Here is a 26,182-nt window from a genome sequence, read left to right on the forward strand (position 1 = left end):
CGGCATCCGGGCGTCTACTCGGTTCGGTCAGGGCGTTAGTTGCGGGCGTTGACGCCCTCATCAAGCGTGTAGAGCTCGTAGCTCTCGACCCGCGCACCGATCTGATGCTCGGCCAATAGCGCAGCGAGTTGCTCGCCACCGACAAGAGCGACTGGAGCCGCGTCTGCGCGCTCCGCCTCCTTCTTGGCCCCGCTACTGAAATCACTGGTCGTGATGATGAGTCCCTGCTCGTGCGCTCCGAGCGATCCGCGCACTTGCTGAACCACTGGCGCTTGCACGTTTCCCTTCCAGCGTTTCGCCTGCACCGCCATGCGAATCCGCACCGCACCACCAACGACCAGGATGCCGCGAACGTCTACGCCGCCGTCTCCAGAGGCGTTGGTCACGCTGACATCCTCGAAGCCCATCGCTGTAAGGAGCTCTCCGACGAGGTTCTCGAAATCGGCAGGGGAACCGCTGCGTGCACGCTCAAGCAGCGCCTGGCGAACTTCCTTGTTTCTTTCCTCGATCAGAACCACGACCTCGCTCGGCAGCCAGGCAGTTAGTCCAACCATGCCGCGGCCGTGCCAGTCAAAGCGAGGCGTCTCACCGTGCTCTTCCTGACGCCGGACCTCACCCCAAATCATTGAATACATCGATGCTGCCGGAGTGCGCCCTTCGGTGCGAATAAGGCCTTGATAAATCGCGCGCTGCGTGATCGTCTTGTAGTGCAACGGCTCTTGACTGCCAGACTCGCCCAGTACCCGTTCGGCTGCATCGGTGAATGACAGGCTGCGCGGGGCAGCGCCGACCTCTTGCCGCGTATCGACTTCCTGCGGGTGAGCCGACCCAGCGTCTGGGACGATCGACGGATTCAGCGCAAAGCGGCCGCGGCCAGTGCGAACGAACCGAGCGGCATTGCCCTTTCTCTTCATTTCCCCGGAGATCTGCGCGTACACGGAATCTGAAGGCTTCTTGGCTGCCGTAGCCCATAGCGCGCGGGTCAGTATTCGCTCGGTAATCTCGCGATAGTGAAGAGGCCCGTCGGCGTCAAGGAGGACCACAGCAACTGCGTCTTGTGCGTTCACGCGGCAACCTCCCCTGGAAGCACGGCGACCTCAAATCCCACCGTCTTCGGCTCGCATGTGAACACGGCAAGAGCGCCAATGGATGAATTCGTTGGTCGGGGCGAGAGGATTTGAACCTCCGACCTCATCGTCCCGAACGATGCGCGCTACCTGGCTGCGCCACGCCCCGATACCCGCCAGTATAGGCGAGCGGCGACGCCAGTCGGCTAGACCAGGGCTCGCTCGGGGTCGAGAGCATCCCTAAGGGGGGTCCAGGCATCATCGGATGGTGGCATTGGCGCCGCCAGGGGGCGGTCGATGGCAGACCAGCCGCCCCGGTCTTGGATGGCATTCGCAACGGCCGCAGCTACCCCGGGACTTGGACAGCCGATGAGCGCGCGGGAGCCATCGGCGCTGACGACCCGTGGCATCGCGGGTGCGAAAGCTTCCCACTCGGCCTCACTCCATCCGGACGGCAGCTCCTCGGCCCGCACCTCGACGGGCGACGCAAGCACCTGGCTCAGCTCCGGGCGTGCGTCGGCGCCGATCGCATCACCCGGCGCGGCATGGCGCAGACGCAGCGTCACTTCGGCGAGTGCGCCCAGGTGTCCGCCGGAGCCCCACATGGCGTGTGTGAGGCCATATCCCGCCGAGAATTTGACCGTGGCGCCCCCGACGTGAATGGTCTCGCCCGAGGCCAGCACTACCGTGGCGCCGAGGATCCACCGTCGCGCCGGCGCGTCATCCGCGCGCACCGCCGATCCGCGACCGGACGCGATCAGCCCGCCCACGGTGCCGTCGGGCTCCAGCCGCTCGACCGGCCACACCAGTCCGTGTTCCCAAAGGCGCTGCCGCAAATCGGCCAGCGTCACGCCGGCCCGCACGCGCGCGATCAAGTCGAGCGGCTCGATCTGGATCTCGTTGAGCGCAGCGGTCGTGACCACCAGGGCATTTGGCGGCGGCGGCGCCGTGCGTGAGGCCAGGCTCTGCGTGCCCACGATGCGAATGTGCCGGGCCTCGGCCAGCGCGGCGCCCAGCGCGGCTATGGTGGGCGGCGTCAGATCGGCCGGCGGATGGCGCATGCGGGCAAAGGGTAGCGCGGGGGCCGTCCACGACCCAGAATCGGCCATGAGCACCGGACCAACGTTCATGCGGCGATCGGTTCGCACGCCTTGAGACGGCGGATCCAACGCGCGGCGGCCACGGCCACCGCGCGCGCGGCGACCGCCGTGTCCCGCTTGACTCGACGCGGCGGGGGAACCGCCATCAGCGGGCTCGTGGCTCAGGCGGTTTGGCCGCACTACGTGCCCGATGCCCTCAATAGCCTCTCGCGGCTGGTGCTCGTCAGCGGCACCAACGGCAAGACCACGACCACGGCGCTGATTGCGGCGGCGCTGCGCGCGTCGGGTCACGAGGTCTGGACCAACCCCACGGGATCGAATCTGGAGCGCGGCATCGCGGCGGCGCTGGCGCGGCGCGCCGCGTGGCACGGCGGACAACGTCGTGAACGGTCGGCGGTTGGCGTCTTCGAGGTGGATGAGTGGGCGCTCGCGTCCCTGCTGCCGCGCCTATCGCCGACGCTCGTGGTGCTGTTGAACCTGTTTCGAGATCAGCTCGATCGCTACGGCGAGATCGACACGACCGCCGGCGCCTGGCGCGAGGTCATTGCGGGGCTGCCCGACACGGCAACCGTCCTCGCCAACGCCGACGATCCGCTGGTGACGTCGGTGGCCGAGGTTCACCCGGGTCGCGTGGATTGGTTCGGCAGCGACCGCTTGGGCGCGGCGGGGGAGCTTGATCCCTGGGCCGACGTCCGCGGCTGTCCCACGTGCGGTGAACCGCTGACTTACGACGCCGTCGCCTTTGCGCATCTGGGCCGCTGGCGCTGTCCGGCGGGCGACCTGGTGCGCCCCTCGCCCGACGTGGCCATCGTGGCCGCCCAACCCCGCGGAGTTGACGGATTGAACCTCACCCTGACGGCCGACGGCTGGCAATCCGAGGCGGACGTACCGCTGCCGGGTCTCTACAGCGCCTACAACGTCGCCGCCGCCGTAGCCGCCGCGCGGGCGATCGGCATTGGACCGGCGGAGGCGCTGGATGCCGTGGCCCAAACCGGCCCCGCCTTTGGCCGCGCGGAAGTGATCCCGACTCCTCACGGGGAGATCGTGCTGCTGCTCACCAAAAATCCCACCAGCGCCAACCAGGTCCTGGATCTGCTGGCCGCCGAGCCGGAACGGCTGGATACGCTGGTGCTGCTGAACGACGGCGTCGCCGACGGCGAGGATGTCTCGTGGATTTGGGACGTGGAGTTCGAGCGCCTGCGACCGCGTCGGCTCACGCTTGGCGGTCGGCGGGCTCGTGACCTGGAGTTGCGCGTGAAATACGCCGGGGTGCAGCCATTGGCCGGAGGCGTCGAGATCGAGCCGGGCATTACCGAACCGCTTGATCGGGCGCTGAGCCGCGCTGGCGGCCGGCTGGCGGTCGTCGCCACCTATACGGCGATGCTGGACGTGCGGGCCGTGTGCGTCGCGCGGGGCTGGACGACTCCCTACTGGAGCGACGCGTGACCGCCGACGGCCCGACGCTGCGGCTGGCATATCTGTACCCCGATCTGATGAATCTCTACGCGGACCGCGGCAACGTGACCTGCCTGCAACAGCGCTGCGCCTGGCGCGGGATCGAACTCCGGGTCACCACGGTCGCCTGGGGTGATTCGCTGGACGATCCGCAGGACATCTACGTGATCGGCGGCGGTCAGGACCGCCAGCAGCGAGCCGCCAGCGAGGGCCTGTCGCGGCGGCATGCCGATCACATTGGACGCGATATCGCCGACGGCGCGGCCATGTTGGCCGTATGCGGCGGCTATCAGCTGATGGGGCGGTCCTACCGCGACGCCGACGGCACCGCGATGCAAGGGCTCGGCATCTTCGACATGGAGACTGTGCACCCCGGGCCCAAGGTGGCGCGTTGCATCGGCAACATCGCCTGCCGTTGGGAGGGATCCGATCTCATCGGGTTCGAGAACCACGGCGGCCGCACCTATCTGGGCGCCGGCGCGCGACCGCTGGCCGCGGTCGTCAAGGGGTTTGGCAACAACGGCACGGACGGCGGCGAAGGGGCCCTGGCGGGCGCCGCTATCGGCACGTATATGCATGGGTCGCTGCTGCCGAAGAACCCGCACCTGGCCGACCACCTGCTCGCCATGGCGCTGCGGCGTGTAGACCCGGAGTACGCCCTCGCACCGCTGGACGACGATGTCGAGTGGCGGGCCCATCGGGCCGCGCTGCGGATCGTGGGGGTTTCGGCACGTCGCTAGGCGGGCGGCGCTCCTTGAGCGTCGTTCATGGCCACCCGGATCGCCTGTGCCACGATTTCCGGTTCGTCGAGCTGCACGGAATGCCCGGCGCCGGCAATCACCCGCAAGCGCCCGTCGGGCACGCGCGCCGCGACCTCGCGGCCCAGCTCAACGGAAAGCGTGCGGTCGCCGGCGCCCCAAAGCACCAGCACCGGCGCACGCACGTCGGCCAGCTGCTCGCGGAGGTCGTCGACCGGCGGCTGGATATAGCCGTCGTGGATTCCTTCCAGAAAGCCGGGCGTCTGGGTCTGGCGGAACAGCTCGTCAATGCGGCCAGCGGGCAGCCGGTGCGGCTTCGCCATCTGCTGCCGCTGGCGCCAGGCGAGCCAGCGCCGGCTGAACATGCTGCGCTCGAAGAGCCAGACGACCAGGGGCCAGGTCCACGCGTCGCGCGCCGGATATGGGTCCGGCTCGCGGGCGAATGGCGCGACGAGCACCAGATTTCGCACCCGCGACGGATAGCGGCCGGCGAAGGCCAGCGCCGTCTGCCCGCCCATGGAGGCGCCGACCAACGTCACCGCGTCGAGTTGTAGAGTGTCCAGCAGAGCGCGCAGCCACTCCGCGCGTCCCCAGACTCCCGCAGGGACGGACGCGCCCTTGGCTGAGCGACCGAACCCCGGCAGGTCCACCGCCACGCAGCGATGGCCCGGTCCGAGCCGGTCGATCACCGGATCCCATACGCCGGCCGTGCTCAGGAAGCCGTGCAGAAACACCACCGGCGGGCCGTCGCCCGTCACTCGCGCGTGATAGGCCGAGCCGTCCACCTCGATGAATCCGGCCCCGTCGGCCGCGGGGCCTACCGGTGTGGGTTCCCGGGGCGGCTGCAAACGACGCCGGACGGCAAGCACCCCGGCGGCCGCCGCCAGCACCGCCGCTAGCACCACCTGACGCATCGGAAGTCCGCAGGCAACGTCGCCCCGGCACGCTAGCACCTCCTGCCCCCCGCGCTCCCTCACCTAACGGCCCGGCTCCTGCTTCCCTGCCGGTCCGGCCCCCTCTCCCAAGGGAGAGGGTTGGGGTGAGGGGGTCTGGGGCATGCCGGATCACGTCGCCCCACCGTCACTACCGCCCCGCCACCTACACTGGCCGCGCCCGCTGTGAAGGCACGCCCCCGAGGTTCGATCTGGACACCACACCCACGCGACGCTGTGACCGCCCTGCGTGACGCGCCCGGCGAACGTCGCTCGCGCCGGTGGTGGTTGCGGCGCAGCTTCGTGCCGCCGCTGGTGGGCGCGCTTGGCGCGATCGGCATCGGCGCCGCGTGGCGTCTCGCCTGGACGCCGGCCACGAGGCGCTTTGGCGGCACGATTCGCGTGGGCCGGCCCGATGACTACCAGGTTGGCGAGTCACGCCACTGGGCGGACGGCCAATTCCACTTGGTGCGACTTGCCGATGGGTTCCTGGCGCTTTATGAGCGCTGCCCGCACCTCGGCTGCCCGATTCCGCCCCCGCGCGACGGCGTGTTCGAGTGCCGCTGCCACTTTTCGCGCTTCGCCCTCAGCGGCGAGCGACTGACGGGTCCCGCTGAGCGCCCGATGGATCTCTTTCCGGTGGGCTTGAGCGGCGAGGCGCTGGTGGTGCGCACCGGCCTGGGGGCCATCCGGCAGCGGGAGGCTTACGACCCTGGGCAGGCGCTCCAACCGTAGCGCCGTGGCATGATGCGCCGCGTGACGACCGAACCACTGCGTGAGGAGCGTTCACGCTCATGAGACATCCCTCTTACGACTCCGCCTGCGACGTGTGCCACGCCAACGCCGGAGAGGCCCCGAGTCCCGGCGGCGTCATCTTCGCCAACGACCTGTGGTTCGTGCGTCACACGCCCCCGCCGGCGCCGCTGGCCGGCTGGATGATGCTGCATCCCCAGCGGCACGTGCAGGGCCCGGCGCACTTCACCGACGAGGAGACCGAGAACTTCGGTCCGGTGCTGCGGCATCTCACGCGCACGCTCGAGCAGGTGACCGGCGCGCTGCGGATCTACGTCGTCGCGTTCGGCGAGAGCGTGCCGCACATGCACGCCCACCTGGCGCCCCGTTACGCCAAGATGCCCAACGACGCGGTGGCCTGGAGCCTCAGCGACACGTTTCGCCAGGTTGCCGGCGGCGAGCTGCCGGGCGCGGACCAGGCCGAGGTGGATCGCATCATCTCGGACTACCGCGTGGCGCTGGAGGCCGATCCGCCGCCGCGGTAGGAGCCTCGGGCGAGGTCCGATCCCCTCTCCCTGGAAGGGAGAGGGCCAGGGTGAGGGTCAGGCCTTGTCAGTCTTGCCCGGCCCCTATCCGTCATTTCCGCGGAGGCGGGAATCCCGGCCCGGCTTTCGGACCGCGCAATTGGGTGCTCTGTACCGCAGGCTTTGCGCCGACTAGAACCAGGACGCGGCAACGAAGCGCGGCGCGGTGACGACGCCGCGCGCGGCAATGCCCGAGAGTCGCAGCGCCGCGTCCAGGCGCATCGTCAGTGCCTCGTCGGATCCATCCAGCGCCGCGTGGAACTCCGCCAGCGGCTCCATTTCGTGTTCTCGCGCCAGCGCGAGCGTGACCAGCGTGCGTCCGCCGTAGATGCCCAGCGCGGCGCGCGCGTGCGGCACCAGCCGATCCAGCTCACCGGGCGCTCCGGCGATGAGCACGCCGTCGCGCGGCGGCGCGTCGGGTGGCAGCACCATCAGGGGATTCACGAACGCATCGTGCACGGAAGCCGGGTTCAGGCGCGCGAACATGCGTTCCAAGGACGTGCGCCCGGCGCCGTCGAGTTCGCCGACCACCGCCAGGCCGTCGCCCGCGCCGGGAATCAGCCAGAAGCGCGACTCCTCCGAGCCGTACGGCGCACCCGGTTCGGCCCGAACGAACGGCGGGCGCGCGGCCGCAATGTCGTCCACGATCGCGACGATCTCCTGCCGTACGCGCTCGAAGTCCGCCGCAGGCAGCGCCGCGCGAGCGCCCACCAGCTCCGGAATGTCCGCGAGGTGATACGCGCCGTCGGGATACGCCTCGACGTCCACGATCAGGTCGCGCCAAGTCACGACGCCGCCACTGATCTCCACTGGACGGATGACGTTCACGTACCAATGCCGGCCCGGCGTCGACAGCTCCATCACCTGGCGCCACGCGCCGTGCCAATAGCGGTCCAGGCTGGCGTCCTGCCCGGACCACGAGGAACCGTCCGCCATGCGGAAGTCCGTGCCGGCGGGGACCGCGATCGTGAAGCCTTCGGTCGTCACCTCGTGCACCAGCGCCCGGCACTCCCACTTGGGCGTGTCGCCATGCCACGGCAGCTTGCGCACGGTGACTTGCTGCCCGGGTCGCATCGTGGCCTCAGCGGCGTTCTCAGAGATGCGAGCCTCTTCCGGCGATGATCCGTAGCATTCCCGGCCGGCAGTCTAGGCGGAGGATGTTGTGTGTCTACCCGAGACGCCTTGTCCGCCGGGTGTCAACACTCGATGCCGCGCGGCGTCAGGGCGATACTGACGCATGGAAACCGCCTTGACCTACGCTCCGTCGGGCTACGACTGCCCGTTCTGCCGCATCGCACGCGGGGTATTTGGCGGTACGGTTCGCGGCGGCGCGGAGGCCGACGTGCTGCGGACGCCGGACGTGACGGCGTTTGTCGGCTCCCACTGGTGGCCGCGAAACGAGGGATCGGTGATCGTGATCCCCAACGCGCACTACGAGTCCATCTTCGACCTGCCGATCGCGGCCGCCGCGCGGATTCACGCGGCGGCGCAGCGTGTCGCCGTGGCCATGACCAGCGTCTATCGCTGCGAGGGCGTTTCCACGCGTCAGCACAACGGCCCCGGGGGCGGGCAAGAGGTCTGGCACTACCACCTCCACGTGCTGCCGCGTTGGCCCAACGACCGTCTCTACGAGCGCACGGCGGAACGCTTCCGGGCGCCACCGGACGAACGCGCATGCCGTGCAGGCATGCTGCGGGCGGAGCTTGATTCCGACCTCAAATAGCCGCCAATGCCTTGTTGGGGCAGTTTCGGTATCCATCACCGTCGGCAACCCGAATTCCCGAATGGCGGCCGACCTGCGCCACAATGGGGGTCAACGGCAGCCGAGAGACACCCATGCAAGAAATCGCCCAGATCCGTATCGACGCCTCGCCCGACGACGTGTTTGCGCTGCTCGCTGATACCGACCGCCGCGGCGAGTGGCAGGAAGGCGTCGAGACGTTCGACTACGCGTCCGAGTTCGATCCCGACAACGCCGTGGGCGCCACGTTCACCCAGCGCATCCGCGAAGGCTGGCGCGTCACCGAATACCTGGGCGAGATCACGACCTACGACCCGGGCGCCTGCTGGGGCTCGCGCACGACCGGCGGCTCCTACTCGATGGTCGTCGAATACCGGCTCACGCCCGTCGACGGCGGCACGACGGTAATCACCGTCGTGGACGTGGGTTCGACCTCGTGGTTCGTGCGCCTGATGGGGTTGCTGTTCGGCTGGCTGACGCGCTCGCTGGGCCGCAAGCACCTGCGCGCGCTCAAGGACCTGGTCGAAGCCGCCTGATTCGACCGCGATGCCGCGCATTCGCCTGATTCATTGGAATGCCGACGAGGCCGCAGGACGGGCGGCGCGGCTGGCAGCGGGCGAGCTGCAGGTTGACCACGCGCCGTTGGACCCGGCCGGACTGCGGGCGCTGCGCGCCGATCCGCCGGATGCTGTCGTCATCGATCTGAGTCGCCTGCCGTCGCACGGGCGCGATTTGGGCGCGGCGCTGCGGCAGGCAAAGTCCACGCGAGAGATTCCGCTGGTGTTCGTGGATGGGGACCCGGCCAAGGTCGACCGCGCGCGCGAACTGCTGCCGGATGCGGTTTACACCGACTGGGCGGGTATCCACCAGGACTTGGCGCAGTCGATGGCCCAACCGCCTACAGACCCGGTGGTGCCGGGGTCGAACCTTGCCGGCTACTCGGGCACGCCGTTGCCGCGAAAGCTCGGCATCAAGTCCGGCTATGCCGTGGCGCTGGTGGGCGCGCCCGACGACTTCGAGCGCACCCTGGGCGAGCTGCCGCTCGACGTGACCCTGCGCCGCCGCGCGCAGGGTCGCTGCGATCTGATCGTCTGGTTCGTCGGCTCGCGTCGCGATCTGAAGCGGCGGGTCGCGCGTTACGGAGAAAAGGCGGGTGCCGGCGGGCTGTGGATCTGCTGGCCCAAGAAGACCTCCGGCGTGGTGTCCGATCTATCCGAGCGTGTGGTGCGCGAAACCGGGCTGGCCCGTGGGCTTGTGGACTACAAGATCGCGTCCATCGATCGCGTCTGGTCCGGCCTGCGATTTACACGCCGCAAGTCCGGCTGAGGACGGCGCGGATTCGGCGGCTACCCGGGCCGCGGCCAGGGATGCTCGGCGATCGCCGCTTCGTCGAGGTCCGTGCCCCAGCCCGGCGCGGTGGGGATGCGCATATGGCCGTCGGCGATCTCGGGCAGCGCGGTCACGATGTCGTCGCGCCAGGGCGCCGAGTCCACGTCGACCTCCATCATGGCCAGGTTGGTGACGCAGGCGCTCCACTGCGCCGCGATGAACGTGGCCAGGTGGCTGTAGTAGTTGTGCGGCGCGACGTTGATTTCGTAAGTCGCGGCGAGCGTGGCGATCTCCACCGACTGGGCCATGCCGTTCCACGGCACGTCGATCACCGCCACGTCCACGGCGTGTCCCTCCAGGAACGGCAGGAAGTCGCGCACGGTGTTGAGGCTTTCGAGTGAGGCCAGCGGCATGGGCGCGGCATCGCGGATGTCCCGCAGCGCGGCCGGGTCGTACATGTCGATCTCGATCCAGCGCAGGTCGAACGGCTCCAGCGCCCGGACGAGCCTGATGCAGGCTTCCGGGCGAAAGCGGAAGTTGAGGTCGAGGCAGATGTCGACGCGCGGCCCCACGGCCTCGCGCAGCGTGCCGATCAGGCGCACGGCGGTGTCGAGCGTCTCGTGGTCGAGGTTGGCGTCCCCCCGCGTCCAGAAGTTCGCCGGCGCGCCCGGCGCGAAGATGTTGGTCTTGAGCGCCGTGTAGCCACGGCGCACGGCGTCCCGGCCCAGCTCCGCGACGTCGTCCCAGGTCCGCAGGGGCGGGGTGCCGAGAACCTCCGGGCTGCGCGCGCGGTAGCTGCCGAAGTGCGACCAATAGAGCCGCACGCGGTCGCGCGTGGGACCGCCCAGGAGCCGATGCACCGGCACCCCAAGCGCCTTGCCCTGGATGTCCCACAGCGCCAGCTCGATGCCCGCGATGCACTTGGTCAGCAGCCCACCCAGATTCTGCTGCGTGTGACGGCTGAGATCGCGCACGACGGCGCGGATGGCGCCCGCATCGCGCCCCACCACCAGCGGGGCCAGGTCGCGGATTCCGCCGGCCAGCGCGTGCGCCCCGCGCCAGTCGGTGCACTCGCCGTAGCCGGTGATGCCCGCGTCCGTGCTGACCTTCACGAAGGTCCAGGCCGTCCAGCCCGCGTCGCATTGCAGCGGCTCGACCGACGTGACCTTCATCCGGACGCTGATCCGTGACACGCGTGAGTCGTCCGGCCGGTGCGGAGTGGCACGGCTACCACTCCATCCCGTGCTCGCGCAGGCTCACGAAGTTGGGCGGGTCGGTCGGACCGCGGGCGATCACCAGGTGGTCCAAGACTTCGACGCCCAGGAGCTTGCCGGCCTCCGCGGCCGTGCGCGTGAGCTTGGCGTCGTCGTCAGACGGCGAGGGATCGCCCGAGGGGTGGTTGTGCGCCAGGATCACCGCGGGACAATCCCGCCGCACGGCGTCCCGAAACACGTCCGCCATGCTGGCGCCCACGGTGTTGACCCGGCCTTCCGCAATCGGCGCCAGATCCATCATGCGATGCCGTCCGTCGAGCAGGATGACTTGCAGCGTCTCGCGCGGCAGCGCGGCTATGCGCGGCGCCAGGATGCGCGCCGCGTCCTCCGGGCTGCGGATTTCGGGGCGCTCGTCCAAGGGCTCGCGTTGAAGCCGGCGCCCGAGTTGCAGCGCCGCCTTGATCTGCACGGCCTTGGCGCGGCCGATGCCGTGGTGCGCGCAAAGCTCGGCCACGCTCGCATTCTCGAGCGCCGACAAACCGCCCATTTCCGAGAGCAGCGACTGGGCCAGCTCAACGGCGCTGCCGCGGTCCGAACCGACGCGCAGGATGATGGCCAGCAGCTCGGCCTCGCTCAGGGCCTCGGCGCCATCCTGGGCCAGCCGCTCGCGCGGGCGGTTGGCGGCCGCCATGTCGCGAATGCGAACGCTGTAGCCCGGTCGCTGGTCGTCGGGCGCGGCGGCCATCGGGCGAATCAGCCCGCCGCGGTGTTGTGGCCGGCGTCGCGCTCGTCGCCCGCCAGCGCGCGGTATTCCGCCGCGCGCTCCACGATCAGGTGCTGGACCTCCTGCGCCGTGACGTCGCGCATCGGCCGCGCCGGCACGCCGACCAGCAACGACGATTCGGGAAACTCCTTGTTCTCCGGCACCAGCGCGGCGGCGCCGACGATGGAGTGACGGCGCACGTGTGACCCGCTGAGCACGGTGGACTGGATGCCGATGAGGCACTCGTCCTCGATGATGCAGGCGTGCAGGACGGCCATGTGCCCCACGGTGACGTCGGCCCCGATGCGCAGCGGGACGCCCGGGTCCACGTGCAGCACGCAGCCATCCTGGATGTTCGTGCCCGCGCCGATGATCACCGGCGCAATGTCGGCGCGGATCACCGTGTTGAACCACACGCTGGCGCCGTCCCCGAGGCGCACGTCGCCTATGAGCTTGGCCCCGGGCGCCACGAAGGCGCCGCGGCCGATGGTGGGCGCCTTGCCGTTAATCGCCAGCAAGCTTGGGGCGGGCTCCGCCGCGGGCGACGGGCCCATGTCCCGCAGCAGCACTTCTTCCTGCAACGCGCGCAGGTAGGCGTCGTCGAGCGTTTCGCGGGGCCGCAGGATCAGATAGAGCACGGCGCCAATGGGTCCGAGCAGCAGCACCATCAGGGTGGCGAACAGGCGCACGTAGATGTCCTGGGTGCGCCGCCCGATGTCGTAGTGCGCCCAGATGGCGCCGGCCACCCACGCCGCCGCCGCGAAGGCGGCCGCCAGCGCCAGCGCCACGGTGATCCCGCGGCCGAGCGGCTCCACGCTAGGTTGTCCTGGGCCGGAGAGGCATGCCCGATTGTAGAGGCGGCGGGCTCATGCGGCCGGGGCGCGCAGCTCGTGCAGCACGTCCCGCACGATGTGAGGGTTCACGTGATGCCCCGGACTGGCCGCGCCGATGCGCTCGGCCAGCACCCACTGGATGCGTCCGCCGCGTACTTTCTTGTCCCGCTGCATGGCCTGCAGCAGGTCGTCGGGCGCGGAATTCATGTAGGACTGCGACAAGCCGACATGCCGCAGCAACTCGTGTTGTCGCACGGCGTCGGCTGCAGCCAGCGCGCCCACGCGGACGCTGATGGCCGCGGCTCCCCGCATGCCGATGGCCACCGCCTCGCCGTGCCGATAGGCGCCGTAGCCGCACACGGTCTCCAGCGCGTGGGCGATGGTGTGGCCGTAGTTGAGCACGGCGCGCGCGCCGCGGTCGTGCGGGTCCTCGTCGACGATCCGCGCCTTCCAGCGCACGCAGCGCGTCACCAGTTCCTCGAGCAAGGCCGTGTCGTCAAGCTCGTCGACGCGCCGCTCGATCAGCTCGAACATGCCGGCGTCGAAGATCATGGCGGTCTTGATCACCTCGGCGTAGTCGGCCACGAGCTGCGCGTGCGGCAGGGTGGCCAGCAGGTCGGGATCGATCACGCTCTGCCGCGCCGGGTAGAAGGCGCCGACGAGGTTCTTGCCCGCCGCCAGGTCCACCGCGACCTTTCCGCCGACGCTGCTGTCGATCTGGGCCAGCAGCGTGGTCGGCACCTGGATCAACGGAACCCCGCGCAGGTAGGCGGCGGCCACGAATCCGGCCAGGTCGCCCACCACGCCGCCGCCGAGCGCGATGATCGGGTCGCCGCGTTCGGCGCCTTGCTCCGCCAACCAGGCCCAGAGCTCGTTGGCCGCGGCGACCGATTTGCTGGATTCTCCGGGCGGCACGGCGCGCGACTCGACCGTGACGCCGGCCTGCGTCAGCTCCCCGACGATGCGCTGACCGTGCAGCTGCATCACGGTGGTGTCGGCGATCACCCACGCCCGCGGCGGCAGGCCCTCTTGGTCCAGCACCTGCGCCAACCGGCCGCTGGCGCCGCGCTCGATCTGGATGTAGTCCAGCGTGTCCATCAGGCCGGGCGGCAGGCCATGGCGGCGCGCACCTCGGCGGCCAGCGCCTCGGCAACTTCGGCCACCGAGCGTTGGTCCGTGTCGACATGCACGTGGGCCTGCCGATAGGCGGCCTCACGCGCCGCGATCAAGTCGGCGAGGCGGCGTCGCGGATCGTCGCCGAGCATGGGCCGGGGCTCGTCCGCCAGACCGTCCGCCAGGCGGGCGGCGGCGACGTCCGGGCTGACTTGCAGCCACGCGACGAGCCCGCGCGCGAGCAGCCGCTCGCGGGTCGTTGCGTCGGCCATGGCGCCGCCGCCGAGCGCCCCGGCGGCGCGCGGTTGCGCGCTCAATTCGTCCACCACGTCCCGCTCCAGGGCGCGAAAGGCCGGCTCGCCGTCCTGGGCGAAGATCTGCGGGATCGACCGGCCGTCGCGCGCCGCGATTTCGACGTCGCTGTCCCAGGCCGTCCAGCCGAGTCGAGTCGCGGCGGCCCTGGCGACCGACGATTTGCCGGCGCCGCTCATGCCCACGAGGAACACTCGGTCCACGGGGCGGCGACCGCTCACGTGGCGGCGGGAGCGGCCCGCGAGGCCGCCCGCTGCGCGCGCACCGCGGCCGCGATGTCCTCCATGTTGTCGCCGCCGAACTTTTCGAGCAGCGCATCGGCGAGCACCAGCGCCACCATGGCCTCGCCGATCACGCCTGCGGCCGGCACCACGCACACGTCCGAGCGTTCGAAGTGAGCCTGAGTGCGCTCGAGGGTCTTGACGTCGACGGTTTGCAGCGGGGTGCGCATGGTCGAGATGGGCTTGAGGGCGCCACGCACGATCAGCGGCTGCCCGTTGGTCATGCCGCCTTCGGTGCCCCCGGCGCGGTTGCTCAGGCGGGTCCAGCCGCGCGCCTGGGTGCGGTCGATCTCATCGTGCACGTCGTGGCCCCGGCGCGCGGTGTTGTCGAAGGCGCTGCCGATCTCCACGCCCTTCACGGCGTTGATGCTCAGGATGGCTTGCGCCAGGCGCCCGTCGAGCTTGCGATCCCAGTGCACGTGGCTGCCCAGGCCGATGGGCAGGCCCCACGCCACGACCTCGAAGACGCCGCCAAGAGTCGAGCCGGCTTCCCGCGCCGCGTCGATGGCTTCGATCATGGCGTCGGCGCGCTGCGCGGTGACGGCGCGCACCGGCGAGGTCTCGACCTCGTCCCAGGGCCAGGTTTCCGGCTGCAGCGGGTCGAGATCGGGCGTGTCGTCCACCGGACCGATTCGGGCCGCCCGGCTGCGAATCTCAATGCCGGCGGCCGCCAGCAGCCGCCGCGCCACCGCGCCGGCGGCCACCCGCGAGGTGGTCTCGCGCGCGCTGGAGCGCTCCAAGATATTGCGCAGGTCGTCGGTGCCGTACTTGACCATACCCGCCAGGTCCGCGTGCCCGGGTCGGGGCTTGGTGACCGGCGGAATCTCCCCGTCGATCGGCTCCACCGACATCTTCTCTTGCCAGTTGGCCCAGTCGCGGTTCTCAAGCAGCATGGCCACCGGACTGCCCAGGGTGCGTCCGTGGCGCACGCCGCTGCGGATGGTGACCTGATCGCGCTCGATCTGCATGCGCCCACCGCGACCGTAGCCGCCCTGCCGGCGCGCCAAGTCGGGATTGATGTCGTCCGCCGTGAGGACAAGACCGAACGGCAGCCCCTCGACGATGACGGTCAGTCCGGGGCCGTGCGACTCCCCGGCGGTGAGAAAACGAAGGCGTCCCATGGTGCTAGGCCCCTGGCGCGGCCAGCGCGTGGCGGGCGGCTTCCATCATAGTGCCCACGGGCGCCGGCCGACCGAGCCATCGCTCGAGGCTGGCGGCGCCCTGCAAGACCAGCATTTCCAGACCGCCGAGCACGCGGCAGCCGATGGACCGCGCATGCGCCAGCAGGGGCGTTTCCGCGGGACGGTACACGATGTCGCAAACGAAGAGTTCATCGTGCAGCCACGACAGCGGCAGTGGGGCGGCCAGCGGGTCCGGGCCTCCAGCCATGCCGAGGCTCGTGGCGTTCACGAGCAACGCAGCCGTGCGCAGCTCGCGTTCTAGCGCCGGATCGTCGAGGCCGCTGCTGGTGACGCCAAGCGGCTGACCGCCGAGGGCCGCCGCCAGCGCGTCGGCGCGGTCGCGGCGGCGGTTGGCCAACGTGAGGTGCGCGACGCCTAGGTCGGCGAGCGCCCAGGCCACGGCACGGCCCGCGCCGCCGGCGCCGACCAGTACGGCGCGGGCACCGGACGGATCGAAGCTGCCGTGCTCAGTGAGCGCGCGCGCAAAGCCTTCCACGTCGGTGTTGTCGCCGATGAGCCGGCCGTCGCGCGCGTCCACCGTGTTGACCGCGTCCAGCCGCTCGGCGGCTGCGGTGCGGGAATCGACCAGCTCGGCCACGCGCAGCTTGTGCGGAATGGTGACGTTGAGCCCGCGCCACGCGCCTCGGCGCGCCTCGAACAGCCGTGATTCCAGAGCGTCGGGCGTCGTCGGGAGGGCGCGATAGACGGCCGGCACGCCCAGGGCGTCGAGCGCCGCCTGCTGAAACGCCGGGGACAGCGTGTGGCCGAGCGGCCAGCCGATCACGCCGAAGCGGAGGTCGCGGCTCATTCGCTGAGGGTCGCCAGGTCGTCCCAGAAGCCGGGATAGGACACGGCAGCGCTGTCGGCGTCGTCGATGGCGACGGGTCCGTCACCGGTCAATGCGGCGACCGCCGCCAGCATGGCGATGCGGTGATCGCCGGCGGCGTCGGCGCGGCCGCCGCCGACGCGTTGGTCCCCGGCGGTCGCGAAGCCGTCGGGCTGCTCGTCAACCTCGACGCCCAGCGCGGCCAACGCGGCGGCCGTCGTGCGCAGCCGGTTGGACTCCTTGGCGGCCAGCTCGGCGGCGTCACGCAGCCGGGATTCGCCGTCGGCGTGCACGGCCAGCAAGGCGACCAATGGCGCCTCGTCGATGAGTCGCGGCACGAGGTCGCCGCCCACATCCGAGGCGCGCAACGACGATGATCGGGCCACGACGGTCCCGACGGGCTCCGGCTCATGCCGCTCGACCTCGACGGTCACGTCGGCGTCCATGGCGCGCAGCACGTCGAGCAGGCCGGTTCGGAGAGGATTCAGGCCGACGTCGCGAATGGTGATGGCCGCGTCGGGGTGCACCACGGCCGCCGCGATCCAGAATGCCGCCGACGAAAAGTCGCCGGGAACGTCCAGGTCCAGCGGCGCGAGGGCCGCGTTGGGTTCGCACGTGACGCTGGCATCGGTGGTCGAAACGGACGCGCCCTGGCCGCGCAGCAGCCGCTCGGTGTGGTCGCGTGACACCGTCGGCTGCTCGAGTGAGGTCGGCCCCTCGGCTTGCAGCGCGGCGAGCAGCACGGCCGATTTCACTTGCGCGCTGGCCACCGGCGACCGCAGATGGGCTCCATGCAACCGGGCCGGCGCGAAGGCCATGGGGGCGCGGGTGCCCTCGGCGCGGGCATGGATGTGCGCGCCCATCGCGCGCAGCGGCTCGACCACCCGCCCCATCGGCCGGCGGCGCAGCGAATCGTCGCCGGTGACGAACGAGTGGAAGGGCCGGCCCGCCAGGATGCCGCTGACGAGGCGCAGCGTGGTGCCGCTGTTGCCGCACGGCAGCACGTCGGCCGGCTCGCGCAGGCCCGAAAACCCGCGGCCGCGAACCACCAGCTCGTCGCCGTGCACGGCGTGATCCACGCCCAGGGCCGCGACGACGCCGGCCGAGGCCTCGATATCGGCGCCGAAGCCGGGCCTTCGAACGCGCGAGTCCCCGGACCCGATCGCGCCGAGCAGATAGGCCCGATGGGTGATGGACTTGTCGCCCGCCACGCGCAGCTCGCCGCGCAGCCGGCGCGCCGGCTGGACGACGCGGGCGCGCGCCGGCGGCATCAGGTCACCGCGGCGCCGGCGGCCGGCACCGGTCGCCCCAGCGCCTGCGCCATCGGCACGAGTTTCTGCATGAGCTGCGAGAAATGCTCCAGGCTGAGGCTCTGCGCGCCGTCGATGAGCGCCGTGTCCGGCGAGGGGTGCACCTCCAGCAGCACGGCGTCGGCGCCGGCGGCGACCGCCGCCAGGGTCATGGATTCCACCATATGCCACTTGCCGGTGCCCTGCGACGGATCGACGACGACCGGCAAGTGCGTGGAGCGGCGCAGCAGCGGCACGGCGTTCAGATCGAGCGTGAATCGCGATTCGGTTTCAAAGGTCCGGATGCCGCGCTCGCAGAGCAGCACATTGGGATTGCCCGCCGCCAAAATGTACTCGGCGCACATGATCCACTCTTCAATGGTGTTGCCCATCCCCCGCTTGAGCAGCACCGGGGTATCCAGACGCCCCACCTCGTTGAGCAGGGGGTAGTTCTGCGCGTTGCGCGTGCCGATCTGCAAGATATCGGCGATGTCGGCGATTTCTGCCACCTGCCGCGGGTCGATCACCTCCGTAACGACGGGCAAGCCGGTCACCGCTTTGGCTTCCTCGAGCAGCCGCAGTCCCTCGGCTCCCATCCCCTGGAAGCTGTAGGGCGAGCTGCGCGGCTTGAACGCGCCGCCGCGAAGAATCTGCGCGCCTTGCGCCGCCACGTGCTCGGCCGTGGTGATGAGTTGATCGCGGCTCTCGACCGTGCACGGACCCGCCATGACGGCGACCGAGCCGTCGCCGATCGTGACGCCGCCGACGGTGATGGCGGTGCGCGCCTGCCCGTTGCGCCGCGCCGCCAGCTTGTAGGGCGCGCCGACCGGCATGGCGGTCTCGACCCCCGGCATGCGCTGGACCTGCTGCAGTAGCTCGGGCGGCCGGTGGCCGATTACCGCGATCACGGTCTTCTCGACGCCGTAGAGCATCCGCGTCTCCAATCCCTCGGCGCGGATGCGTCCGGCGACGGCTTCGATCTGGTCGCTGGAGGCCTGTTTGGCCAGGACGACAATCATGGGTAGGTTCTCCTTTGGGGGAATCCGGGCAACAAAAAAGCAGAGGCTTTGACCTCTGCTGCCGGCGCGTTCTCGATCGTGGGAGCTACATGGCGTGCACACCCAGCCGCGCCGGCCGCATAAACGCGAAGGTATACCGCTCGACCCGGCTGAAGCTTGGCATTCGTGAGCCCGCGCGCTCCCTGTACGCCGAGAGTGTGCGCGCGGTGCGTGGATTCGTCAACGGTGAATCACAACTGTCACGATCAATGCGGCGCCCTCCGCCCCGCGCCGATCGCCGCGGAGCCTTGATTCGATGCGCTGAGTCTTGCCGTGAAGGCTTGCGACGGAGGGGCGTATATGCTTGATCGCTCCGGCCGGATCGAAGTGAGTGGCACAACGCTGAACGGCGACAGGCAGCGGCCGGCCTCCGAGGCCGTGCTGGTGGCGGCCTGGCTGCGGGAGGCGGTGCGGCGCGGTCCGTGGCGCGACAGCAGCGGCCGCAGCGTCGCCGTCATCTATCCCGGGCGCTGGACGGGCCTGCCGGGCCCGGATCTTCGCGACGCCATCGTGAGCATCGACGACGGGCCGGCGCGCCGCCTCGACCTCGAGGCGCATCTGGCTGTCGCAGACTGGTGGCGCCACGGTCACGATCGAGATCCGGCCTATGCCGGCGTCGGCCTGCACCTGGTCTGGGAGAAGTGCGCCCACCCGCCCGCGGCGGGGCCGCCGACCATTGCCCTGGGTCCCGCGCTTGCCGGGGGCGGTGGGCCGGTCGTGGCCGACTCGTCGCCCGCGCGCGAGGGGTTGCCATGCCGACGTTCCGATCCGGCGGACGCCGCCTCCCGCCGCGAAGCCGTCGACGTCATCGAGCGACAGGGCCAGCGCCGCCATGCCGAGCGCACGGCGGCGCTGGAAGGCAACATCGCCGCGCTGGGGCCCGATCAGGCGCTGCACCAGGCCATCTTGCGCGCGCTGGGCTATCGACCGAACGCCGAGGCCTTCGAAGTCCTGGGCGGCTGCGTGACCAGCGAGCTCAGCGAGGCGCTGGCGAGTAATGCCGAGGACGCCGGCCTTGCGGTGCTCGAGGCCGTGCTCATGGGCGCCGCCGGGCTGCTGCCCCTGCAGCGCCGCGGGCCGCCGGCCGACGGCTACGCGCGCACGCTGCAGCGCATCTGGCAGTCCTACGGGCGTCTCACGTGCCTGCAAGCGTCCGACTGGACCCTGCAGTCGGTGCGGCCGGCCAATCGGCCGAGCCGCCGCATCGCCGCGGCGGCTCGGCTGCTGTCGCGCGCGCCGGATCCGGGCCGGAGCCTGGTGGACACCGTGGTGGCGGACGTGCGCCGCGCGGCCGGCGCGTCGGATCTGCGACGGCTCCAGGCCCGGTTTCAGGTTGCCGAGCCAGCCGACGCCTATTGGGCCCGGCATTTCGACTTTGGGAAACCCACGCGGCGGCCGGCGCCCGCGCTGGTGGGCGCCGGTCGAGCGAGGGACATCCTGGTCAACGCCGCGCTCCCGTTTGCTGCGGCCCTGGGCCATGCCCAGGGAGATTCCGACCTGCCGCGGGCGAGCGCCGCGATCCTCGCCGCGCTGCCGGGCGGCGCGTGGAACCAAGACTCGCGCTACATGATCCACACGCTGGGGATCGAGCGCCGCGGCCTCGGCGGGGCAACGGCGCAGCAAGGGCTCTTGCGGCTCCACCGCCGCTGGTGCCGGGACAAGCGTTGCGGCGTCTGTCCGATGGCCCGCTGCGCCACGACGCCAGGCGTGGAAACGGCGGCTCCCGCTTAGGGCCTTCGCCCGCGGCGATCGCGACGCTAGCCGTTCGAGTCCAGGGCGAGGTCCCGAGCGACGGCCTCCGCCGCCTCCAGGGCCCCGTCGGCCGACTGCCGGCCGAAGATCGCGGCTTGGACCTGGTCCTGCAACGCGTGCTCCCAGGACAGAAACCAGCGTTCCCACAGCCGCTCCACGGGACGCGCGGCGGCCAAGATCGTCGTCAGGGCGCTCGGATCGATCCAGGCCGCCAAGTCGCCCTCGACGTCCGGGCGGTCGAGCAGCTGGCGGTAGGCGGGAATCAGCCCCTCCTGCCGCAGCCAAAAGGCCGCCGAGGCATAGTCGCCGGCAGGTCCCGGGCCGCCGAGATAGTTCACCAGGTCGCCGGCGTCCGCCGGCCGCGGCGCGTTGGCGGCCACTGAGTAGAGGGGCGTCCAGGCGACGGTACCTCGCGGCGAGGCGATGCCCGGAATTGGCGCCACGCCAAATGCGCCGGGCGAGGCTTGATTGAGGCGGCGGAGCACGTGGGCGCCGACGATGCTGAAGATGTGCTGCTCGCGGGCCAGCGCGTCGTAGGTGGCCAAGCCGAAGTCGGGATCCACGACGTTCGACACCGCGCTGGCGTCGCGCAGCCACTCCAACACTGCGACCGCCGCCGGATCCGGGCCGTCGGGCGCCGCCAGCCGACCGCCGGAGGCATACACGAGCCCCCACCACGGCAGGTTGGTGAAGACCTTCGGCGCGAGATTCAGGGAAATGCCGAACTCGACGATCTGCCGCCGCGCGGCGTCACGGCAGACGTCGGTGAGCTCTTCGAGCGTGCTCGGCACGGGCGCGCCCACGCGCTCCAGCAGCTGCCGGTTGTAGGCCAGCAGCATCGCGTCCGCGTAATAGGGCAGGCCGACCACCTGTCCGCCAAGGGTGACGGCCTGCCGGGCGTGGGGCCACATGGCATCCAGCACCGCGCGCCAGGTGTCCTCGGCGCCCATGGTTTGCAACGCGCGACCCGACCACCACGCGCCCACCAAGCCGTCGCGCGCCTGCACGACGTCCACCGAGGGCAAACGGGTCAGCGCCTCGAGAGCTCGCACCGGATAGTCGTGCTGCGCCTGCTCGTGGAGCACGCGAACGTCGCCGCGATACTGCTCGAAGGCATCAAGCCGCTGCCGCAGCAGATCCGGGCGGAACGGCCAGCCCAGCAGGCGCAGCTGCGCCGGAGCGGGAGGCTCCGGCGGCGCGGTGGGCGGCGGCGTCGGGATCGGCGACGGCGCGGGCGCCGCCTCCAGCGCCGCTTCGCCGCACGCCACAAGGGTGACGGCGGCTCCCAGACCCGCGCCCAGGACATGCCGGCGGGACAAGCGGCGACGCCGGCGCATCGCCGGGCGTTGGACGTTCGGCATAGGCTGAAAGTGTAGCCCGGAACGGGCGTCAAGCCGCGCACCGTCGGCGGTGTCGCCGGGCCGCTCAAGATGTAAGTCATCACACTGAATATTCTTGACACAACCGCACTCAATCTTTAGACTCAATCTCGATGGGCCGCAGTGCGGAGCAGTCGGTGTTGGGCAATCTGGCGTCAGTCGACGACACGTCGGCGACCACGGCCGAGACGCGCTCGGAGCTGGCGGTCATGCCCGTGGTGCCGCTGCTCGATTGGGTCGCGTTCCCGGAGATGGCCATGCCCTTGCAGGCCAGCCGGGACGCGTCGTTGGCCGCCGTGGCGGCGGCCGAGACGCGTGGCGGCCGCGTCGTGCTGGTGGCGCAGCGGCGCGCCAGCGACAAGGTGCGTCCATCGGACCTTTTTGAGGTCGGCACCACTGCCGAGGTCATTCGCAAGCTGCGCATGCCCGACGGCAGCCAGCAGGTCCTGCTGCAGGGCCGCCAGCGCGCCCGGCTCGAGTCCGTGGAAGAGCGCGAAGGCCATCTCGTCGCCCGCGTCGAACCCGTGGAGACTCCCCACGAGTCGTCGCTGGAGCTCGAGGCCCTGCGCCGCGTGGTCGTGGCCCAGGTCGAGGCGGTCGCCGAGGAGACCAACACCTTCCCCCCCGACGTCGTGGCCATGACGCGCCGCGTGTCCGATCCAAGCTGGCTCTGCGACTACATCTGCTTTTCGTCCGACATGCCGATGCGGGAGCGTCAGGATGTGTTGGAGGCGTTCGCGCCCGTGGAGCGCCTGCGGCGCGTGGCCCGCTACCTGGCGCGCCAGGCGGAGATGCTGGACGTCCGCAACAAGATTCAAGGCGAGATTCAGGACGGCATTGAGAAAGTCCAGCGCGACTTCTACCTGCGCGAGCAGCTGCGGGCGATCCAGCGCGAGCTCGGAATCTCGAACACCCAGATCGACGACACCGACGAGCTGAGCCGGCGGGTGGAGGAGTCCGACCTGCCCGAGGTGGTGCGCGAGAAGGCCGAGCACGAAATCAGCCGGCTCGAAGCCACGCCCCCGACTTCGCCGGAGATCGGCGTGATCCGCGGCTACCTCGACTGGCTCCTCGGCCTGCCGTGGAGCACGGAAACCGCGGATCACCGCGAGCTGCGGCGCGCGCGGCGGGTGCTGGAGCGCGACCACTACGGCCTGGTGCACGTCAAGCAGCGGGTGCTGGAGTTTCTGGCGGTGCGCATGCTGTCGGACGCCTTCCGCACGCCGATCCTGTGCCTGGTCGGACCGCCCGGCGTCGGCAAGACGAGTCTCGGGCGTTCGGTGGCCCGGGCGCTGGGGCGGGAGTTCGTGCGCATCTCACTCGGCGGTGTGCGCGACGAGGCGGAAATCCGCGGCCATCGCCGCACCTACGTGGGGGCCTTGCCGGGCCGCATCGTGCAGGCCATGCGCCGCGCGGGCTCGCGCAATCCGGTGTTGCTGCTCGACGAGGTCGACAAGATCGGGCGCGACTTTCGCGGCGATCCCTCGTCCGCCCTGCTGGAAGTGCTCGATCCGGAACATAACCACAGCTTCACCGACCACTATCTCGAGGTGCCGCTCGATCTGTCGCGCGTGCTGTTCGTCACCACGGCCAACGACGCCGAAACCATCCCGGCGGTGCTGCGCGATCGGATGGAGGTCATCGAGCTGCACGGCTACACCGAGGACGAGAAGGTCCGCATCGCCGACGGGCATTTGCTCCCGCGCCAGCTCAAGCAGCACGGGCTCGGCGGACGCGGCATCGAGTTCTCGGACCGCGCCATTCGCGAGGCGATCCGGCACTACACCCGCGAGGCCGGTGTGCGCAACCTCGAGCGCGAGCTCGGGTCGGTGTGCCGCAAGCTGGCGCGCCGCGTGGCGGACGGGCGGCGCATCGCGCGCCGGGTCACCCCGCGTGTGGTGCGCTCGCTGCTCAGAGCGCCGCGCTATCTGCCGGAAGACGACGACCGCTCGCCGCTGGTGGGCGTCGCGACCGGTCTGGCCGTCACGCCATTCGGCGGCGAGGTGCTCGACGTGGAGGCGTCCGCCGTGCCGGGCAGCGGCAAGCTGCGGCTCACCGGACAGCTGGGCGACGTGATGCGCGAGTCGGCGCAGGCCGCGCTGTCCTATGTGCGCGCGCGGGGCGACGCGTTCGGCATGGATCGACCCACGTTCGGAAAGACCGACGTGCACGTGCACGTGCCGGCGGGCAGCGTGCCCAAGGACGGCCCCTCGGCGGGCATCACCATGAGCACCGCGATCATGTCGGCCGTGGCCGGCGTGCCCGTGCGGCGCCAGGTGGCCATGACCGGCGAGGTCACGCTGCGCGGCCGCGTCCTGCCCATCGGGGGACTCAAGGAGAAAGTGCTGGCGGCGCATCGCGCCGGCCTTCGCACGGTGGTGGCGCCGGCGGAAAACCGGGCGGACATCGACGACGTGCCCGCGAAAGTCCGACGACAGATGCGATTTGTGTGGGTGGACGACATGGACGCGGTCCTGACGACCGCTTTGATGACACCGGCGACGAGCCGGCCCGCGCCCCAGGGCGCGACGGCCTAGGAGGCAGAACGAATGGCAACCAAGATCATCGGCATCGACCTCGGCACGACGAACTCCGTCGTGGCCGTGATGGAGGGCGGCGCCCCCACCGTGGTCACCAACAGCGAGGGCTCGCGCATCACGCCCAGCGTGGTGGGCTTCGCCAAGGACGGCCAGCGGCTGGTGGGCCAGCTGGCGCGACGCCAGGCCGTGATGAACCCCGAGAACACCATCTACTCCGCCAAGCGCTTCATCGGCCGCCGCTACGACGAAGTCGGCGACGAACGCAGCGCGGTGACCTTCGACGTGGTGCAGGGCAAGGCCGGCGAAGCGCTGATCAAGATTCCGGAGCGCGGCCAGGAGATCACGCCCGAAGAGATCGCCTCCATGGTGGTCCAAAAGCTCAAGCAGGAGGCCGAGCGCTATCTGGGCGAATCGGTCACCGATGCCGTGATCACCGTTCCGGCCTATTTCAACGACTCGCAGCGTCAGGCCACGCGCAACGCCGGCGAGGTCGCCGGGCTGAACGTGCGCCGGATCATCAACGAGCCGACCGCGGCAGCCCTGGCCTATGGCCTGGACAAGAAGGGCGCCGAGACGATCCTCGTCTGGGACCTGGGCGGCGGCACCTTCGACGTGTCGATCCTTGAGGCCGGCGACGGCGTATTCGAGGTAAAGGCCACCAGCGGCGACACGCATCTGGGCGGCGACGACTACGACCGCCGCATCGTCGATCACGTGGCCGACGAGTTCCAGCGCGATCAGGGCATCGACCTGCGCCAGGATTCCCAATCGCTCCAGCGCCTGGTCGAGGCCGCGGAGAAGGCCAAGCAGGAGCTCTCAACCGTGCCTCAGGCGCAGATCAGCCTGCCCTTCATCACCGCCGACCAGCACGGTCCCAAGCACCTGGACCACACGCTGACGCGGGCGCAGTTCGAGGACCTGACCGCGGACCTGACGGCGCGCTGCGTGCCGCCGTTCAAGCAGGCGCTGCGGGATGCGGGCATCGAGGCCGGCGCCATCGACGAAGTGGTGCTGGTCGGCGGATCCACGCGCATGCCGGCCATCGTGGACCTGGTCACGCGGCTGAGCGGCAAGGAGCCCGACCAGAGCGTCAACCCGGACGAAGTGGTCGCGGTCGGCGCGGCCATCCAGGGCGGCGTCCTGGCCGGCGAGGTGGACGACGTTGTGCTGCTGGACGTGACGCCGCTGTCGCTGGGCGTCGAGACCCTCGGCGGCGTCATGACGAGCCTGATCGAGCGCAACACCACGATTCCCACCAGCAAGTCGGAGATCTTCTCCACCGCCGAGGACGGGCAAACCGCCGTGGACATCCACGTGCTGCAGGGCGAGCGCCCGATGGCGCGCGACAACACCACGCTGGGCCGCTTCCGGCTGGAGGGCATTCCGGCGGCGCCGCGCGGCGTGCCGCAGGTCGAGGTCACGTTCGATCTCGACGCCAACGGCATCGTCAACGTGTCGGCCAAGGACCTGGCCACGGGCAAGGAGCAGCGCATCACCATCACCGCGAGCACCAATCTCTCGCGCGAGCAGGTGGAAGCGCTGGTCAAGGAGGCCGAGGAGAACGCCGAAACGGATCGGGAGGCGCTCGAGGCGATCGAGACTCGCAACGCTGCCGATAGCCTGGCCTACCAGACCGAGCGGCTGATCAAGGACAACGGCGACAAGCTCAACGCGGACGACTGCGCCGCCGCCGAGCAGGCCATCGAAGAGGTGCGCGAGGCGCTGAAGGGCGAAGACCTGGACAAGCTCCGGAACTCAGTAGCCGTGCTGGAAACCGCCGCCCAAAAACTGGGCGAGCAGCTCTATGCGGCGCAGCAAGCCCAGGGCGACGGCGCCGCGGCCGACGGCCCGCAGCCCGAGACCGACGCCGACGACGTGGTGGACGCGGAGTTCAAGACGAGCGATTCGGATGCCGAGGCGCAGCCGGCCGACGAGAAGTAGCC

24 protein-coding genes and 1 tRNA gene are annotated in these 26,182 nt (G+C 70.5%); 10 read left to right on the forward strand and 15 right to left on the reverse strand.

What is annotated here, in order from left to right; all coding sequences use genetic code 11:
• Positions 1–35 precede the first annotated feature (35 nt).
• The 3 genes from OXG33_14030 to OXG33_14040 form a co-directional block, all read right to left on the reverse strand.
• A complete protein-coding gene (locus OXG33_14030) occupies positions 36–1,067 on the reverse strand; it encodes a restriction endonuclease (protein ID MCY4115034.1) in 1,032 nt (343 codons plus the stop codon).
• Between the two features lie 92 nt (positions 1,068–1,159).
• Positions 1,160–1,236, reverse strand: a tRNA-Pro gene (locus tag OXG33_14035).
• Between the two features lie 37 nt (positions 1,237–1,273).
• The gene (locus OXG33_14040; GenBank protein ID MCY4115035.1) at positions 1,274–2,197 is read right to left on the reverse strand and encodes an FAD-binding oxidoreductase; all 924 of its coding nucleotides are present in this window, start codon (positions 2,195–2,197) and stop codon (positions 1,274–1,276) included.
• Positions 2,198–2,218: 21 nt separating this feature from the next.
• Between OXG33_14040 and OXG33_14045 the strand changes: the two genes are divergently transcribed.
• Positions 2,219–3,613, forward strand: coding sequence for a MurT ligase domain-containing protein (locus OXG33_14045; protein MCY4115036.1), 1,395 nt, complete (start codon positions 2,219–2,221; stop codon positions 3,611–3,613).
• The gene (locus OXG33_14050; GenBank protein MCY4115037.1) at positions 3,610–4,362 is read left to right on the forward strand and encodes a glutamine amidotransferase; all 753 of its coding nucleotides are present in this window, start codon (positions 3,610–3,612) and stop codon (positions 4,360–4,362) included. Before OXG33_14045 ends, OXG33_14050 begins: the two co-directional genes overlap by 4 nt.
• Here OXG33_14050 and OXG33_14055 read toward each other — a convergent pair.
• A complete protein-coding gene (locus OXG33_14055; GenBank protein ID MCY4115038.1) occupies positions 4,359–5,294 on the reverse strand; it encodes an alpha/beta hydrolase in 936 nt (311 codons plus the stop codon). The two genes, OXG33_14050 and OXG33_14055, sit on opposite strands and share 4 nt — an antisense overlap.
• Positions 5,295–5,549: 255 nt before the next feature.
• Between OXG33_14055 and OXG33_14060 the strand changes: the two genes are divergently transcribed.
• Entirely contained in the window at positions 5,550–6,047 is a 498-nt protein-coding gene (locus tag OXG33_14060; protein MCY4115039.1) for a Rieske (2Fe-2S) protein, read from the forward strand.
• Positions 6,048–6,106: 59 nt separating this feature from the next.
• On the forward strand, positions 6,107–6,589 hold the full coding sequence (locus OXG33_14065) for an HIT domain-containing protein (protein ID MCY4115040.1): 483 nt from the start codon (positions 6,107–6,109) through the stop codon (positions 6,587–6,589).
• Between the two features lie 171 nt (positions 6,590–6,760).
• On the opposite strand, the gene OXG33_14070 is transcribed toward OXG33_14065, so the two are convergent.
• Entirely contained in the window at positions 6,761–7,702 is a 942-nt protein-coding gene (locus OXG33_14070; protein ID MCY4115041.1) for a DUF402 domain-containing protein, read from the reverse strand.
• A 163-nt stretch (positions 7,703–7,865) separates the two neighbouring features.
• Between OXG33_14070 and OXG33_14075 the strand changes: the two genes are divergently transcribed.
• The 3 genes from OXG33_14075 to OXG33_14085 all read left to right on the forward strand — a co-directional run bounded on the left by OXG33_14075 (position 7,866) and on the right by OXG33_14085 (position 9,695).
• Positions 7,866–8,351 (forward strand): HIT family protein, encoded by a 486-nt coding sequence (locus OXG33_14075; GenBank protein MCY4115042.1) that lies wholly within the window; start codon positions 7,866–7,868, stop codon positions 8,349–8,351.
• Positions 8,352–8,464: 113 nt separating this feature from the next.
• The gene (locus OXG33_14080; protein MCY4115043.1) at positions 8,465–8,905 is read left to right on the forward strand and encodes an SRPBCC family protein; all 441 of its coding nucleotides are present in this window, start codon (positions 8,465–8,467) and stop codon (positions 8,903–8,905) included.
• Positions 8,906–8,915: 10 nt separating this feature from the next.
• Entirely contained in the window at positions 8,916–9,695 is a 780-nt protein-coding gene (locus OXG33_14085) for a hypothetical protein (GenBank protein MCY4115044.1), read from the forward strand.
• Between the two features lie 20 nt (positions 9,696–9,715).
• Here the strand turns inward: OXG33_14085 and OXG33_14090 are convergent, their stop codons facing one another.
• The 9 genes from OXG33_14090 to aroF are packed head-to-tail and all read right to left on the reverse strand — an operon-like array spanning position 9,716 to position 18,529.
• Entirely contained in the window at positions 9,716–10,891 is a 1,176-nt protein-coding gene (locus OXG33_14090) for a mandelate racemase/muconate lactonizing enzyme family protein (protein MCY4115045.1), read from the reverse strand.
• 34 nt (positions 10,892–10,925) lie between these two features.
• Positions 10,926–11,657: a DNA repair protein RadC gene (gene radC / locus OXG33_14095; protein ID MCY4115046.1), complete on the reverse strand. Its 732-nt coding sequence runs from the start codon at positions 11,655–11,657 to the stop codon at positions 10,926–10,928.
• Positions 11,658–11,665: 8 nt separating this feature from the next.
• The gene (locus OXG33_14100; protein MCY4115047.1) at positions 11,666–12,490 is read right to left on the reverse strand and encodes a gamma carbonic anhydrase family protein; all 825 of its coding nucleotides are present in this window, start codon (positions 12,488–12,490) and stop codon (positions 11,666–11,668) included.
• Positions 12,491–12,541: 51 nt separating this feature from the next.
• Complete coding sequence (gene aroB / locus OXG33_14105) at positions 12,542–13,606, reverse strand: 3-dehydroquinate synthase (protein ID MCY4115048.1); 1,065 nt, start codon at positions 13,604–13,606, stop codon at positions 12,542–12,544.
• A complete protein-coding gene (aroK, locus tag OXG33_14110; protein ID MCY4115049.1) occupies positions 13,606–14,154 on the reverse strand; it encodes a shikimate kinase AroK in 549 nt (182 codons plus the stop codon). Before aroK ends, aroB begins: the two co-directional genes overlap by 1 nt.
• On the reverse strand, positions 14,151–15,335 hold the full coding sequence (gene aroC / locus OXG33_14115; GenBank protein ID MCY4115050.1) for a chorismate synthase: 1,185 nt from the start codon (positions 15,333–15,335) through the stop codon (positions 14,151–14,153). The genes aroK and aroC overlap by 4 nt, the downstream gene beginning before the upstream one ends.
• A 4-nt stretch (positions 15,336–15,339) precedes the next feature.
• Positions 15,340–16,203, reverse strand: a complete 864-nt coding sequence (gene aroE / locus OXG33_14120) for a shikimate dehydrogenase (GenBank protein ID MCY4115051.1) — start codon at positions 16,201–16,203, stop codon at positions 15,340–15,342.
• Positions 16,200–17,492 (reverse strand): 3-phosphoshikimate 1-carboxyvinyltransferase, encoded by a 1,293-nt coding sequence (gene aroA, locus OXG33_14125; protein MCY4115052.1) that lies wholly within the window; start codon positions 17,490–17,492, stop codon positions 16,200–16,202. Before aroA ends, aroE begins: the two co-directional genes overlap by 4 nt.
• Positions 17,492–18,529 carry a 3-deoxy-7-phosphoheptulonate synthase gene (gene aroF / locus OXG33_14130; GenBank protein ID MCY4115053.1) on the reverse strand — a complete coding sequence of 346 codons (1,038 nt, stop codon included), beginning with the start codon at positions 18,527–18,529 and terminating at the stop codon, positions 17,492–17,494. Before aroF ends, aroA begins: the two co-directional genes overlap by 1 nt.
• 339 nt (positions 18,530–18,868) lie before the next feature.
• Between aroF and OXG33_14135 the strand changes: the two genes are divergently transcribed.
• Positions 18,869–20,299, forward strand: coding sequence for a DUF2851 family protein (locus OXG33_14135; GenBank protein MCY4115054.1), 1,431 nt, complete (start codon positions 18,869–18,871; stop codon positions 20,297–20,299).
• Between the two features lie 26 nt (positions 20,300–20,325).
• Here OXG33_14135 and OXG33_14140 read toward each other — a convergent pair whose 3' ends face one another.
• A complete protein-coding gene (locus OXG33_14140; GenBank protein ID MCY4115055.1) occupies positions 20,326–21,639 on the reverse strand; it encodes an extracellular solute-binding protein in 1,314 nt (437 codons plus the stop codon).
• Positions 21,640–21,812: 173 nt separating this feature from the next.
• On the opposite strand from OXG33_14140, the gene lon reads away from it, so the two are divergent.
• The gene (lon, locus tag OXG33_14145; GenBank protein MCY4115056.1) at positions 21,813–24,236 is read left to right on the forward strand and encodes an endopeptidase La; all 2,424 of its coding nucleotides are present in this window, start codon (positions 21,813–21,815) and stop codon (positions 24,234–24,236) included.
• A gap of 12 nt (positions 24,237–24,248) precedes the next feature.
• Complete coding sequence (dnaK, locus tag OXG33_14150; GenBank protein MCY4115057.1) at positions 24,249–26,180, forward strand: molecular chaperone DnaK; 1,932 nt, start codon at positions 24,249–24,251, stop codon at positions 26,178–26,180.
• Positions 26,181–26,182: the final 2 nt, after the last annotated feature.

The organism is Chloroflexota bacterium (genome assembly GCA_026708035.1).
Taxonomy (GTDB): Bacteria; Chloroflexota; UBA11872; order UBA11872; family UBA11872; genus JAJECS01.